General features: G+C 56.4%; 15 protein-coding genes. 9 read left to right on the top strand and 6 right to left on the bottom strand.

The features are described 5' to 3' along the window. Positions 1–29: 29 nt before the first annotated feature. Genes QZN75_RS03715 through rpl12p (QZN75_RS03705) form a run of 3 tightly spaced genes read left to right on the top strand, consistent with a single transcriptional unit; the run spans position 30 to position 1,857 of the window. Complete coding sequence (locus QZN75_RS03715) at positions 30–674, top strand: 50S ribosomal protein L1 (protein WP_292424901.1); 645 nt, start codon at positions 30–32, stop codon at positions 672–674. Next, entirely contained in the window at positions 674–1,522 is an 849-nt protein-coding gene (locus QZN75_RS03710; RefSeq protein WP_292424898.1) for a 50S ribosomal protein L10, read from the top strand. The genes QZN75_RS03715 and QZN75_RS03710 overlap by 1 nt, the downstream gene beginning before the upstream one ends. 23 nt (positions 1,523–1,545) lie before the next feature. Beyond that, positions 1,546–1,857 (top strand): 50S ribosomal protein P1, encoded by a 312-nt coding sequence (rpl12p, locus tag QZN75_RS03705; protein ID WP_292424894.1) that lies wholly within the window; start codon positions 1,546–1,548, stop codon positions 1,855–1,857. A gap of 160 nt (positions 1,858–2,017) precedes the next feature. Here the strand turns inward: rpl12p (QZN75_RS03705) and QZN75_RS03700 are convergent, their stop codons facing one another. Further along, positions 2,018–3,547, bottom strand: a complete 1,530-nt coding sequence (locus QZN75_RS03700; RefSeq protein ID WP_292424892.1) for a response regulator — start codon at positions 3,545–3,547, stop codon at positions 2,018–2,020. A gap of 86 nt (positions 3,548–3,633) precedes the next feature. On the opposite strand from QZN75_RS03700, the gene QZN75_RS03695 reads away from it, so the two are divergent. Next, positions 3,634–3,762 carry a hypothetical protein gene (locus tag QZN75_RS03695; RefSeq protein WP_292424890.1) on the top strand — a complete coding sequence of 43 codons (129 nt, stop codon included), beginning with the start codon at positions 3,634–3,636 and terminating at the stop codon, positions 3,760–3,762. Between the two features lie 23 nt (positions 3,763–3,785). Further along, a complete protein-coding gene (rpl12p, locus tag QZN75_RS03690) occupies positions 3,786–4,097 on the top strand; it encodes a 50S ribosomal protein P1 (protein ID WP_292424888.1) in 312 nt (103 codons plus the stop codon). Between the two features lie 132 nt (positions 4,098–4,229). On the opposite strand, the gene QZN75_RS03685 is transcribed toward rpl12p (QZN75_RS03690), so the two are convergent. The 3 genes from QZN75_RS03685 to hypF all read right to left on the bottom strand — a co-directional run bounded on the left by QZN75_RS03685 (position 4,230) and on the right by hypF (position 7,983). Further along, positions 4,230–5,228, bottom strand: a complete 999-nt coding sequence (locus QZN75_RS03685; protein ID WP_292424886.1) for a radical SAM protein — start codon at positions 5,226–5,228, stop codon at positions 4,230–4,232. Between the two features lie 33 nt (positions 5,229–5,261). Further along, positions 5,262–5,672, bottom strand: a complete 411-nt coding sequence (locus QZN75_RS03680; protein ID WP_292424884.1) for a hypothetical protein — start codon at positions 5,670–5,672, stop codon at positions 5,262–5,264. 70 nt (positions 5,673–5,742) lie between these two features. Continuing rightward, the gene (gene hypF / locus QZN75_RS03675) at positions 5,743–7,983 is read right to left on the bottom strand and encodes a carbamoyltransferase HypF (RefSeq protein ID WP_292424881.1); all 2,241 of its coding nucleotides are present in this window, start codon (positions 7,981–7,983) and stop codon (positions 5,743–5,745) included. A 57-nt stretch (positions 7,984–8,040) separates the two neighbouring features. Here hypF and QZN75_RS03670 point away from each other — a divergent pair, with 57 nt between their 5' ends. From QZN75_RS03670 to QZN75_RS03655, 4 genes are all read left to right on the top strand, one after another. Further along, positions 8,041–8,553, top strand: coding sequence for an ArsR family transcriptional regulator (locus QZN75_RS03670; protein ID WP_292424877.1), 513 nt, complete (start codon positions 8,041–8,043; stop codon positions 8,551–8,553). Then, on the top strand, positions 8,537–9,346 hold the full coding sequence (locus tag QZN75_RS03665; RefSeq protein ID WP_292424874.1) for a MarR family transcriptional regulator: 810 nt from the start codon (positions 8,537–8,539) through the stop codon (positions 9,344–9,346). The genes QZN75_RS03670 and QZN75_RS03665 overlap by 17 nt, the downstream gene beginning before the upstream one ends. Then, positions 9,343–11,418, top strand: a complete 2,076-nt coding sequence (locus tag QZN75_RS03660) for a DEAD/DEAH box helicase (RefSeq protein WP_292424870.1) — start codon at positions 9,343–9,345, stop codon at positions 11,416–11,418. Before QZN75_RS03665 ends, QZN75_RS03660 begins: the two co-directional genes overlap by 4 nt. 66 nt (positions 11,419–11,484) lie before the next feature. Further along, positions 11,485–11,772, top strand: a complete 288-nt coding sequence (locus tag QZN75_RS03655) for a zinc ribbon domain-containing protein (protein WP_366652794.1) — start codon at positions 11,485–11,487, stop codon at positions 11,770–11,772. Positions 11,773–12,624: 852 nt separating this feature from the next. Here QZN75_RS03655 and QZN75_RS03650 read toward each other — a convergent pair. After that, positions 12,625–13,125 (bottom strand): PIN domain-containing protein, encoded by a 501-nt coding sequence (locus QZN75_RS03650; RefSeq protein ID WP_292424866.1) that lies wholly within the window; start codon positions 13,123–13,125, stop codon positions 12,625–12,627. A gap of 11 nt (positions 13,126–13,136) precedes the next feature. Beyond that, on the bottom strand, positions 13,137–14,162 hold the full coding sequence (locus QZN75_RS03645; protein WP_292424864.1) for an XRE family transcriptional regulator: 1,026 nt from the start codon (positions 14,160–14,162) through the stop codon (positions 13,137–13,139). Between the last annotated feature and the right edge of the window lie 97 nt (positions 14,163–14,259).

Here is a 14,259-nt window from a genome sequence, read left to right as displayed (position 1 = left end):
GGTTCGGTCGCGAACTATGGAGGAATCTGATGGTTGATAGGGCCAAAATTCTGGAAGCCGTAAAAACGGCTATTGAAAAGGCGCCAAAGAGAAAATTCTCTGAAAGCATCGATATTACCATCAATCTCAAGAATATCGATATGGCGCAGCCGAAAAATCGTATCGACGAGACGATTCTTCTCCCGCACGGTACCGGGGAAGACAACGGTATCTGTGTTATCGGGAAAGGGGATATCGTTACTCAGGCAAAAGAGGCCAAGGTTGATCTGATTATCGGCCCTGAAGAGGTTGAACGGCTCGGTGGCGCACCCCGCGAAGCCCGGAAAGTAGCAAGTACCTACAAGTACTTCCTTGCCGAGACCGCGGCCATGCCACAGGTCGGCCGGTTCTTAGGTCCCCGGCTTGGTCCGAGGGGCAGGATGCCGATGCCGATTACCGGGCAGACCGATATCCGCCCGATTGTCGAACGCCTGCGAAAATCGGTGAAGATCCGTACGAAAGACAAGACGGTCTTCTCGACAAAGGTAGGCTCGACGGCAATGACGCCGGAGCAGGTCGCCGAGAACATCGATGCGGTTGTCAAACGTATCGAATCTGTACTCGAACAGGGTCACTTAAACGTCCGCTCGATCTTCGTGAAGACCACTATGGGTCCGTCCGTGAGGCTGGTATAATGGCAATCTATACCCACCACCTGCCCGCATGGAAAAAGGACGAGGTCGCGGAGATCAAGAAGCACGCAAAAGAGTACGCGCTTATCGGGCTTGTCGACATATACGGCATCCCCGCACAGCAGGTACAGCAGATCCGGCGAAACCTCCGGGGCAAGGCTGTCATCAAGGTGACACGAAACACCTTGATCGAGCACGCGTTCGGCGAGATTGGCGGGGACGCAAAAGGCCTCACCAGGTTTATCTCGGGCCATTCAGCGGTGATCTTCTCCAACGATAACCCGTTCAAGCTGTACAAGCAGCTCGAGAAGACCAAGACCAAGATGGCCGCAAAGGCCGGCGAGATCGCCCCCGAGGACATCGTTGTCGAGAAGGGGCCCACGAGCTTCAAGCCCGGCCCGATTGTCGGCGAGCTCCAGCAGGCCGGCATTCCCGCAGCGATTGAAGGTGGCAAGGTCAAGATCCGGGAGACAAAAACCGTCGTTAAGAAAGGCGCGGTTATCTCGGCGAAGCTTGCCGGTGTGCTCATCAAGCTTGACATCAAGCCCATGGATGTGGGGCTCGCCCTCCAGGCAGCCTTCCACGAGGGTAACATCTACGAGCCATCCGTGCTCGCAGTGGACGAGACGAAATTCCTCGCCCAGCTCCAGCTTGCCGGTCAGCAGGCGTTCAACCTGTCGGTCAATGCAGCGATCCCAACGAAAGAGACCATGGCACCGATCCTGACAAAGGCCGTCAGGGAGGCACGCGGTCTTGCAATCGAGGCGGCAATCTACGAGAAGGATGTTGTCGATGCGATTATTGGTAAAGCCCAGAGAGAAAGCCAGGCGATAAAGACCCTGGTAAAATAAAATTTATACAAGGTGAATTTGAGATGGAGTATATCTATGCAGCACTTCTCCTGCACAAAGCAGGCAAGAAGGTCGATGAGAACGGCGTCAAGGCAGTCCTTACCGCCGCAGGTGTAGCAGCAGACGAGTCACGGGTAAAGGCGCTTATTGCAGCCCTTGACGGCGTGAACATTGAAGAGGCCATCAGCAAGGCAGCAGCAGCACCGGTCGCCGTTGCAGCAGCAGCACCCGCAGCAGGCCACGCAGCAGCACCAGCAAAGGAAGAGCACAAGGAAGAAGACAAGAAGGCAGAAGAAGAGAGCGGCATGGCAGGGCTCGGTGCCCTGTTCGGCTAAATCTTTTTTTCTTCTTCGTTTCCAGTAGTACGTAACAATCTTCTTTTCTGCAGCCATCTAAAAGAGCGGATGCGTCCCCGGTATTTTCGACGTGCGTCCGTTTCCTGTATCAAATCAAAGATGCCGTCTCCTGGACCGGCACGCCCGTTCCGGTTGCCGTTTACCGGAACCTGCATCCCTGCCATTTTCCCCGGAAGACCACCGGGTGGGGAGCGTCCATCTGCGGGAGGAGGTACTCGAACGCATCCTTGTCCACCGGCTTTCTCCCGTTTTTACAGCAGAACTGGACAAAGGTATCATACATAATATCGAGCGGGATGGAACCCGAAGGGTCGCCCACGAGTCTTTTCTGGTGGAAATCCCAGATGCCTTCGAATTCCGCATCTTCCTCCATAAGGGGCCTGACAATCCCGGAGTTGAGCTCTGCACCCGCCGTTTCTGCCTGTGTCTCGCTAACCGCGATCGACTCGATTGCCGCGATGAGGTGGCCGGATGCATTGTGGACCGGGATACACTTGCCGATCAGGATCATCGGTTTACCCCGGATTGCCACATGCTCCTTTTCCCCGATAAACGTGTCCCCGGTTTTTTTTGCCGCCGGCAGATTGTTGTCCCCTGTGCTCCCGGGGGAACAGACCACATGATCGACGAGCATGGGGCCGGGTTTCCCGTAGAATGGAACGGCATATTCCCGGTTGCCTTTCCCGATCATCTCCGTCGCGGCAACATCGGTCAGCTCGGCGAGTTTTGCACTCCACGCGATGATCACCCCAAATTTATCGACAGCAAAAAAAGGGACGTCAAGCGACTGCAGCATGGCCATCAGATCGTTCCCTTTACCAGGTTTTTCTTCCATGGTTTTGGGTGACGACCCGGTGACGGCTGATGGTTTGCCGTGCTCTCCACCGGTCCCGGTCGTGCCGATACGCACCAGAGTGCCTGAGTCTCTTCCCGTGAGCTGATATTCCTGGATCACACCCGACGGGGAGAATAACCCGTGGTATCCCCAATAGAGGAGGACACTTCTCCCGTCCCCTGCAATCACGTGGTGCAGGAGGAGGCAGTCCGGTTTTTCCGGAGAGAGGGCCTGAAGACACGCGAGGATCTCATTGCGTTCGCTGTCTGGAACATAACTATAGAAGTTCTCCCGCAGGAGCTGTTGGGAGGGTTTTTTGTAGAGATTGACGCAGGGTTCGTTGATAAAACTGAATGTGCCGTCAGGTTTGATCCGGCAGATGAACTCGGCTCCGTTGTGTACGATCGAATTGTAGAACCGGGTCTGTGTTTTCAGTTCGTGCTCGGCATTCTTCTGTGAAACGCGAGTCCTGATAAAATCGATCAGCCGCGGGAATTCGTTCTTTATGTCGGCGCCTTTCTGCAGGTAATAGTCGACCCCGGTGTTGAGGGCGTCCCTGGCGATGTGCGCCAGCCTCTTTGCCGTGGCGATGATGAAGATCGATTGACCGCCCCGGGCCCGGATCTCCTTGAACAGGGCGAGCCCGTCCATATCGGGCATCGCATAATCCGAGATGATCACATCAAAATACTGTCGGTTGAGCAGATCCAGTGCTTCGGCCGATGTCGATGCGGTTGTGACGTCAAGATCCTTTTCCTGTTCGAGTCGTGCCCTGAAAGCATCCAAAAACAGGGGGTTATCATCTATGCAGAGGAGAGAAATAGTCTGCGGCATTTAGGACCCCTTATTTAGTATCCCAGTTTCTTGCTCTCCATATTAAATAAATTATTTAATCGATCTATTATGGCCGGTGCGGGTATTTGGCATACGGTATCCGCCTTGTACGCGGTCTTGCGATCAAGGCGGCAATCTACGAGAAGGATGTTGTCGATGCGATTATTGATAAAGCCCGGAGTGAAAGCCATGCGATAAAGACCCTGGTAAAATAAAATTTATACAAGGTGAATCTGAGATGGACTATATCTATGCAGCACTTCTCCTGCACAAGGCAGGCAAGAAGGTCGATGAGAACGGCGTCAAGGCAGTCCTTACCGCTGCAGGTGCAGCAGCTGACGAGTCACGGATCAAGGCACTCATTGCAGCGCTCGATGGTGTCAACATCGAAGAGGCCATCAGCAAGGCAGCAGCGGCACCGGTCGCCGTTGCAGCAGCAGCACCAGCAGCAGGCCATGCAGCAGCACCAGCAAAGGAAGAGCACAAGGAAGAAAACAAGAAGCAGGAAGAAGAGAGCGGCATGGCAGGGCTCGGTGCCCTGTTCGGCTAAATCTTTTTCTTCTTCGTTTCCTGTAATCTGTAATTACTTTTCTCACGTATCAGCAATCCAAAAGAACGGATGCTCCGGCACCGGCATGCCCGGCCCGCTTTCCTGTCATCTTCCGGACCGTCACCCTGCTTTCTAGACCGGCACGCCCACGTAGATGTTGTTTTTCGCCGCGACGATCTTTACCCGGACCTGCCCGGACTCTTTATCGCAGCCGAACACCGAGACCACCCGGTTCCGCGCAATGCCAAGCTGCTCCCCGTGGATCCAGCCCGGTGCCCGGATCTCGACGGTTGCCTTCTCGCCTTTGGCAAATACCTGCGGGAGCGAGGGGCGCCGAACGGTGCCGAAGTCCCGGCCCGGATCGAGGCGGAGGTGGAGGCCGGACGCTTTCTCCCACTCTTTGATGCTCCGGTTGAAAAACTGCCACCAGCTCTGGACTTTCACGCCTTTTGGCGTCCGGCCGTACCGGTAGCGTTCGAACTTCTGGATTCCAAGCGGAGGAAACCGTTTCCCCGCACCGCATCCTCGTGCAAACGCGATCAACTTCAGGATCTCCGCATCGTTGATACCCGGCATGTAGACCGGCGCAATGAGGAGATCCATGGAACTTTTCGCAACCGCTTTTGCCGCACCGGTGACCTTGTCGATATCGTACCAGTCCACGCCGGCAAGCTGCCGGGCCAGACCGGGATCGAGCGCATGCAGCGAGAGGTTGACCCGGTCGAGCCCTGCCGCTGCAAGGGCGTCGATTTTCGCATTGTCAAGCAGAGTGCCATTCGTCTGGAGCGAGACCACCGAAACCGCGTCGATCGACTTGAGTGCCGCGACAAGTTCGGGAAGCCGGGAATACATGAGCGGTTCGCCCGGGGAATCGATGTGGCACTCGACGCCAGTTCCCTTAAACGGGGCGATCTCTTCAACCGCGGAGAGGAGATAATCCAGTTCCACTTCATAGCTTGTTGCACGTGTCTTCGAGCACGGCCCGGCATCGACCGAGCAGAAGGGGCAGTTTAAGTTGCAGCCACAGCTCGGGCGAACCTGTAAGAGGCTCGTTCCCCGGTCAATAATGCCAAAATAGAGCGACCCAACAAGGGGAATGTCGGAGTCAGCCGTTATGCGGACATGTGCCATGTCTTCTCCATGCCCGCCCGTTCCGGTTGCCGTTTACCGGAACCGGCATCCCTGCCATTTTCCCCGGAAGATCACCGGGCGGGGGTCATCCATCTGCGGGAGCAGGTACTCGAATGCATCCTTGTCCACCGGCTTCCTCCTGTTATCGCGGCAGAACTGGGCGAAGGTATCGTACATGATATCGAGCGGGATGGAACCCGAAGAGTCGGTCACAAGCAGTTTCTGGTGGAAATCCCAGATGCCTTCGAACTCCGCATCCTCCTCATTAAGGGGCCTGACAATCTCAATGTTGATCTCGGCACTGGCACTCTTTTCATCGGCCGCATCCTTGATATCGAGGAAGTAATCCTGCACCGCCGCAAGCCCCTGACGGAGCTCGGTGAGCTCCTCCTCCAGGCTCTGAAGCCTTTTTTCCTGTTCCTGAATTATGTCCAGCGGATACATCGCAAGCTTGATCTCATCTTTGTAAGTGTGTTTAGATAAAATGCTTGTTTTTTTAGTATACCGGTGACGGCTACCTGTTCCCACCGGCTTTAAGGAGCGTTCCCGCCCAGATGCACTGGCCAAAGGAGACACACCCGTCCCCGGGCGGGTACTCATCGTTGATGACAAGGGTGAGCCCGGCCCCGGTAACTTCGGCACGGATGGTCTCACGGATCGCCCGGTTCGCGACGACACCTCCGCTCAGGGCCACACGGGGAATGCCGTCCCGTTCTGCCGCATGGATGGCAAGTGCGGCGATCCCCCGGGCGAGGTTGTACTGGACGGATGCCGCAATGTCGCGGACGGCGTTTTTGTCACCCGCCGGTGCGCGGGAGAACCGCGAGAGCGCTGTTTTAAGGATCGCCTGCGTCGAGAGGACTTCGCACCCGCCGACCGTCGAAAAAACCGGCTCCCACGCCTCCGCTGTCCCGCCCACGGCAGCCGCTTCGAGTTTCATTGCGGGTTCGCCATCGTAGGTGCGCTCCCGGCAGATGCCAAGCAGGGCAGAAGCCGCATCGAGCACCCGGCCGGTGCTGCTCGTCATCGTGACATTGAAATTTGTCGCGACCTGTTTTTTTATCACGCCGCATTCGACATCAGACCAGCCACGGTCGCGAAGCAGTGCGAGGCACTCCTCATCCGGCAGGATGCCGTACAGCATCCGCTCCGGGAACCGGGTGGCAAGGTCGCCGCCCGGCATCGCCACGGGTTCGAGATGGGCGACCCGGGCAAGGTCCGGCACTTGCCCGGCAAAGACCTCGCCGCCCCAGACCGTGCCGTCGTCCCCGTACCCGACGCCGTCGATTGCGATCCCGATGCAGGGTTCGGTCGTTGTCGCCGCGATATGCGCCCGGTGGTGCTGGACCGGCACGAGATCGATCCCCCGCTCCGCCGCGATCTCCCGTGCAAACCGGGTCGAGAGGAACTGGGGGTGGAGGTCGTGGGCGACGAGTTCGTATTCGACCCCGAGCAGCCGCGAGAGTTTGGCGACGGTCTCCTGCAGGTATTCGAGCGTCGCCGGATTCCGGACGTTGCCCACATGGGGGGAGGTGACGGCAAACCCGTTTTTGTAGATCGTTGCGTTCGCGTTCAGCTCCGGGCCGACGCCAAGGATGCAGTGCGGGCCAAGGTCGATTGCGGTCCGTTTCGGGGCGATCCCCCGGGAGAGCCGGAGGATATAGCCATCGCGCACGACCGAATCGTCCACGCGGTTGGTGATGGTGCGGTTATGGACGAGGAAATAATCTGCGTCCTTTGCAAGTTTTACGAGCGCTACGTCAGTATCGGTGATCATCGGGTAGCCGGGCATGTTTGCGCTCGTCATGATGAGCAGGGGGTGTTTTAAGGACGAGAAAAGGAGGTGGTGGAGCCCGGTGTAAGGCAGCATGCAGCCGATCGTGTGCAGGTTGCTGATGGTACTGTGCGAGGAATGATCGCGTTTCTCCAGCACCACGATCGGGTGGACAGGACTCTCCAGCAGTTCCAGTTCTTCTTTTGAGACCACGGCGATCGGATCGATAACACCCGGGCGCACCATCACCGCAAACGGTTGCTCGATCCGTCCGAGGCGGGATTTGAGCTCGCCCGAGGACTCCTCGATGCAGGCAAGGTGGAATCCTCCGATTCCCCGGATTGCGAGGATCTTCCCGGCATCGAGTAGTGCGGCCGCTTCCCGGACCGGGTCGCCGCATGGGACATCGGTGCCGGTTTTATCCATAAGGCGGAGCTGCGGGCCGCAGATGTGGCAGGCGATCGTCTGCGCGTGGTGACGCCGGGAGTGCGGGTTGCCGTACTCACCCGCGCATGCCGGGCACATCGGGAACGTATCCATACTTGTCCGTTCCCGATCGTACGGAATTTCCCGGATGATGCTGTACCTGGGCCCGCAGTTCACGCACGATGTTGCCCAGTACCCCTCGTATCTCCCGCCCGGCGTGAAAATATCCGCGATACAATCGTCGCAGATCGCAATATCGGGCGGGATCATGCCGGAAAAAGAGCCGGTCCCGCTTTTTTTAATCACAAAACCGTCAGGAATGTCTTCTCTTGTCTCGGTCACGTCAACAGAATCGATCCGGGACATCGGCGGGCCCCGGGAAACTGCCGCAAGAAAGTCAGCGAACCGCTCGCCCCGGGCAAATATCTCCACTTCGCTCCCGAGGTTCTTCACCGAGCCCGCGATCCCGAATTCGCAGGCCCGTGCATACACAAAAGGGCGGAACCCGACCCCCTGCACGATGCCGCGAACCGAAATCCTGCCCTTTTTTTGCATGGTTGAGCCGCATAAATTTATTGATTTATACCGCGATATAATTATAGGGTTTTTACTGTGCCGGGTCACATCCGAATTGTCAACGATCCCGTAGAACTTGTTCCGCTCCTCATGACGTTCAACAGTCCTGCGTTCAAGAAGGTGTATGAACTGCTGAGCAAATCGTGGATGACCGAGGAAGAACTCCAGGCGCAGGTAAACGATGAGTCCGTTCCGGTCTGTCTCCAGATCTTAAAGAAGGGTAATCTTGTCGAAGAGCAATGGAGAATGCCAAAGCCCGGGGCGAAACCGCAACGGGAGTTCAGAGGGACGTACAACAAGTTCCGCGCGAACTTCCAGTGCAGCCTGCAGGACCTCTCGGACATCCTGTACATCTCGCTCTCCAACGATGAGAACCTCCGTGAAATTGTCGGCCAGATAGAATCAGAAATGGGGAACGGCAACACGTCCATCAACGATCTCTCCCGGAAATTCGGTGTCAGCCCGGTGTTCATCAAGGGACTTGCGAAACGGATACCTGCGCTTGATGTGAAGGGACAGGGGCTGGTGCTGCTTGACACCGGACGTTAAGGATCCCCTCTACTCCATCCTGCGCAGCAAGCGCGAGGTCTCCCGGTTACAGATCCTTGTCGAGATCGCCGAGCACCAGCCAGCGGTGCGCCAGCAGGAGATCGCGACAAAGCTCGGCGTCACGCCGCAGGCGATCTCCGAGTACATCCGCGAGCTCGTGGACGAGGGGATGGTCTCCGCGAGCGGGCGCGGCAACTACGAGGTCACAAAGACCGGCATCGAGTGGGTGCTCGCGAACGCCGAGTCTCTGGAGTCCTACGCCCGGCACATCCGGCGCGACATCATCCAGCAGGTCTCAGTCTGGACGGCGATTGCCGCGGAAAACCTCAGGGCCGGCGATGAGGTCGGGGTCTACATGAAAGGCGGTTTTCTGTATGCCGCAAAAAAGCAGCAGCAGGCAACCGGCTCGGTCGTCGCCGACGCGAAAAAAGACGAAGATGTGGGCGTGGCCCGCCTGAACGGTATCATCGAGCACCGGGAAGGAACCATCACTATCTGCAAGGTGCCCCGGATCCAGCATGGGGGCTCGCGCCGGGTGCAGATGGAAAAATTAAAGGAACTCATCCGCCCGGCAGGGATGGTGGCGGCGGTCGGGCTTGAGGCGTATATCGCCCTCAAAGCCGCCGGTCATAAAGCCGACCTGTTTTTCGGGGCACGTGAAGGTGTGATCGAGGCATCGTTCCACGGGATCGACTGCGTGATCGTGATCGTTGACGAAGAGTTCACGGATTTCTTAAAACGGCTTGAAGGCGTCGGGCTCTCATACGTCATCGTCGATCTGATCGCCTCATGAAGATCATCGTCCAGCCGGTCAAAGGCAGTTACAAACTTCTCTTTTACGACGGGAAGCACGTCCACGGTATTGGCATTGTCGAGATGACCGATACCCCCAAGGGGCCCCGGCCGGTCAAGTACCGGCTCCGCTGGGGTTCCCGGAAAGAGTACCGGGCCACTCCGTCAAAGGACCTGATCGGCCAGCTCCGCGAGGGCGACGTGCGGATGGTCAGGCTGGACCCCTTGTTCGAAGAGTTTCTTCATGCCTTCCAGATCCGCACCGGCCCCGTGGATGTCTGCCGGATCTGCCTGCTCGACGACCGGTACACGCCGATCACAAATGACAACTTCGTGATCTTCGGGAAGAGCGAAAAGATCTGCCTTGAGTGCGGGCGACGGGAACTCCGGCGCGAACTGGCACCGATCGGGCACATGGGAAAGGAGACGCTCCGACACTTCGAGGAACTGCTTGATGCGACCCGGAACCTCGACCGGGTGCTCGCGCTTGTCCAGCCGGAAAAACTCTCGATGAAGTCTGCCCTCTTCGACCGGATCGAGGCGCACCCGGTGCTTGCGACCGCAAAACTGGAGGAACTGCCGCTGCCGCACGAATTTGTGGTTGCGTCACGGATCGAGTCCCTCATGCCGGTCCAGCAGCTTGCGGTGGATGCCGGCCTGTTGTACGGAAAAGACCTCCTTGTTGTCGCTGCAACCGCGAGCGGTAAGACGTTCATCGGCGAGATGGCCGGGATGAAAAATTACCTTGCGGGCCGGGGCCGGATGCTGTTTCTGGTACCGCTTGTCGCGCTCGCAAACCAGAAGTACGAACGGTTCACTGAGCGGTACAGCGCGTTTGCAAAGACCGGTCTTTTGACCGGCGTCTCGCGCCTCAACCTTCCCGAGACCCGGAAGGTCGGTGACCGGAACCCGCAGGCGCCGATCGTTGTCGGTACCTACGAAGGGGTGGACAACATGATCCGGTGCGGCCAGAGGATGCAGAACATCGCGACGGTCGTCATCGACGAGGTGCAGATGCTTGAGGACCCTGAACGGGGCCACCGGCTCGACGGCCTTATTGCACGGCTCAAGTATCTCGCCCCGCAGGCGCAGTTTTTGTATCTCTCTGCAACGATAGGATCGCCAAAGACGCTCGCAAAGAAACTCAACTGCCAGCTCGTCAGGTATGACGACCGGCCGGTCGCACTCGAACGCTTCCTCCTTTTTACGGACCGCAAGCAGAAGATCCCGACGATCAAGAAACTGACAACCGATGAGTACAAGAACACCTCGTCAAAGGGATTCCGGGGCCAGACAATCATCTTCACGAATGCCCGGGCCCGGTGCCACACGATTGCCGATGCGCTCGGGATGCGTGCGGCCGCTTACCACGCGGGGCTCTCAAGCCAGGAACGCCGCGAGGTCGAGACCAAGTTCCTTGGCGGCAAGCTGATGGCGGTCGTGACGACGGCAGCGCTCGGGGCCGGGGTCGATTTCCCCGCGTCGCAGGTGATCTTCGATGCCCTTGCGATGGGCCGGGACTGGCTCTCCGTGCAGGAGTTCAACCAGATGGCAGGCCGGGCCGGGCGGCCGGACTTCCACGACCTCGGCCGCGTGGTGCTCCTTGCCGAGCCCGGCGGGAGTTACTCGCGCGAGAACCCGGGAACGGAAGAGGAGATTGCGCTGAAACTCCTCAAAGGGGAGATGGAGGAGGTCGCACCCGTCCACGATCTCGAACAGAGTTCGGAGGAGTACGTGGCAAACGCGGTCGCCTGCGGGGGCGAGGAGGCTGACCTTGCCCGGATCAATGCAACGATGGTGGGGAGCATGGAGCCGGTGCTGCCGGAGCTCGTCGCCCACCGGCTCGTGCAGAAGAAGGGGTCAAAGATCGAGCTGACGCCCCTTGCCCGCGTGATGTCCGAGCATTTCATCGGGATCGAGCGGTTGCTTGAGATCGTACGGCTTGCGCAGAAGATGGACGATCCGCTCGATATTATCGCGGAGCTGGAGAGCGAGGGGATGGAAAAGGAGACGTCTCCAAAAAAGTCCGAAAAGCAGCATCACGGGGGAAAGAAGGGGCACGGGAGACGGTGAAGGGTGATACTGGTCACAACAATCCTACGGTTTTAACTGATTATACGGTGAAACAAGATACAAAATATGATCTGCCCGAACTGTGGAACCCGGTTGCCCGAAGGGAGTATGCGCTGCCATTTCTGCGGATATCTTCCCCCGCAGGAGAGAACGCTCGCCGAGGCCTGCATCATCGTTGTTGCCCTTTTTGCCGTCATGCTTGCCATTAGTCTCCTGCTCTTTGTTGTCACCGGTAAGATGGAGATCGATCACAGTCTCCGGGCGGTTTTGTGCCTCATTGCCGGTGCCGCCGTGACATGGGTGTTCTGGAGAATTACCCGGCGGATGATCCCTGGGTTCACTGGATCCCGGTAACCAGGGAGGTTATCTATGTCTGAAAAGCACCCGGTCTCGCATTCGCCGTCGTAGCAGGATTTCCCCTCAAATCCCTTTTTGCCGACAAATTCAAGCCTGTAAAACCGTTCGATTTGAAACAATAAAATCTGGTGACGTATGTGCCCCTGTTTGCCAAAAAAAGTCCAAATTGAGCCCCATATAATACCTTTTACCGTGTCATAGAAGCCCTGTAATGGCCATTATTTCTTTCATCAACAGAAAACCCATCCGGGCCCGGAATCGGGCCTTAAAACCGCAATATGAGGGCGTTTTAATTCGTCAGATTGGCAAAATACGGCTGATTTGGGGGTATTTAGAAAAGGAGCCCGATACGGGCTTCTTTTGGGGTGATCAAAAGGCGAATGGGGCTCAAATTGAGCCCGGATTGTGTCGGGTCTGCAAAGAGGCTCACAGGAAAAACGGCTGGATCGGGGGCGATAGGGGGTAACGGGAAAGGAAAAATTATGGACTGACTGCAACAGCCGGCTCCCGTTTTCCAAACAAACGCGTTCTCCAGTACTGCCTTGCGTCAACCGCTCGCACCGCCGGTTCGCCGCCAACTTAGGATCGATGGTTTCCGCACGCCAGATTGAAAGGAACCATGGCGGAAGAAACTTAAACAGCCTCATGGAAGATATTAGCACAAAACCGTTTCACTTGGACGATTACTATTAATCTTCTTCACGCGGGGCTCATAGACTTTCTGGGGAATTTGTGAAGGGTCCTGGAATGTTAACTAAAAGAAAGTAATAATTCTATAAATCCCCTCGACATTTGGATTCTTATTCACCGAGATATTCAATGAGTTTCCCGACAGAATTTTTTTATTGATTATTCATGAGACTCCCATTTTTTGATCAAGGTTTCGCATTCCGGACGGGGAAGCCAGCGTTTGTTATTAAGCATGAATCTCAGAGCAGAAGCGGCTTCCTGTGGTCGCAGGATCTCTCCCTGGATCATCTTTTCGAGAAGCCAGAGAGTCCCGTGGTATTCGATCCGGGAAGCGTCAGCCAGTTTCCGTAACGGTCCGTCGTTTGAAAGGATCATTGTACCATGTTTCCTGCTCAGGAAATAGACCGAGACATCTTCAACTGAGAGTCCGATGTGCTCCTGCTTCAGGGTGAAAATCTCAAGGACTTCAGAATCATCGAGAGCCAGGATTTCGAGTCCCAGTTGGGCCAGTTGTCGTTCAGAATACGATCTGGAGATTTCATTTGCGACGATATCGGAGGTATGGAAATCAAACGGGAGAAGAAACAGCAGATCGAAGATATCCCCTGCGACGAAATCGAAGAGGATATTCGCATCGATGCAACATGTTCTTCTGCTCATGATTTTCTTCCTCACTGGCACGGCGCCGCTAAGATGGGCGAATCGTCTCCTTTCAGTTCATCGAACCGGGACTGCGATATCTTGTGTTCTGTAAGGGCCCGGAGAAGGAGGAGTTCAAAGTGGGTAGGTACCTCCGGTTCTACTTGTTTCCCGGGCTCCTCCAGATGCCATTTCCTGGATCGCATCTCGACCCAGTGCCGGTCTGCGGCCGCATCCGAGATGATATTCAGGTTCTTGGCCCGGTAGATCAATGCACCCATGCTCATACCGTACTTGTGTTTTAAGACGTAGAGCTCCCTGAAGTCCAGCATTCTTCGTTTTGGGCCGAGTTCCCGTATCGCGGTCTGTTTTGGGATCAGGAATGCACCCGCGAACCGGAATGCAGCCTCCTCTTCATCGATCCCCTCATCGAGTTTCAGGACCAGGTGTCCCAGTTCATGGGCGAGGCTGAGGCGCTGCCGGTCTCCGGGGAATGTCTTGTTGACAATGATGAGCGGGTGTTCATCGTTGTACTTCATGGTGAGTGCATCGAACTTTACCGGGGCTGCGATCACGCCGACTTTGATCCCGTGCTGTTCCAGCACGTCCATTAAGTTTTCTATGGGGTTAAGGTCGAGGTTCCATTCCTCGCGGACACGCACGGCTACCTCTTCGATCTCGTCCAGCGAGGACACACGACAGGACCCGGGATCCGGCAGACTGAGCGGCTTCTCTGAGCCGGCGATCTGTTCAACGTCAACGTACCGCTCCAGCCAGTCCGCGGTCTTCCCGAGGATTTTTGTTTCATCTTTCGGTGACAGTGCTTTTCGTGCCCGGTATACTGGTTTTGACAGCCGGATCTCTTTAGTCCGGAAGAAGTACTCAATCCTGACTTCGAGCGCTTTTGAAAGAGCAATGAGAATTCCCGAATTCGGCGTGACGGTCCCGTTCTCGTATTTCGAGATCGCCATCTTGGTAATTCCCAGTTTGTTGCCAAGCGCCTCCTGCGATAACCCGGCATTGATCCTGGCCGATTTAATGCGTTCACCTAATGACATTGATCTACCCTCTCATCAAACTACTATCACCAAAGTTTACCAATTGGTAAATTCTTACCAATAAAGTAAACTACGTAATTACATATAAAATAATATG

It is taken from the genome of Methanoregula sp., assembly GCF_003170075.1.
In the GTDB taxonomy this organism is placed as follows: domain Archaea; phylum Halobacteriota; class Methanomicrobia; order Methanomicrobiales; family Methanospirillaceae; genus Methanoregula.
This window is presented reverse-complemented; position numbering and strand designations above follow the sequence as displayed.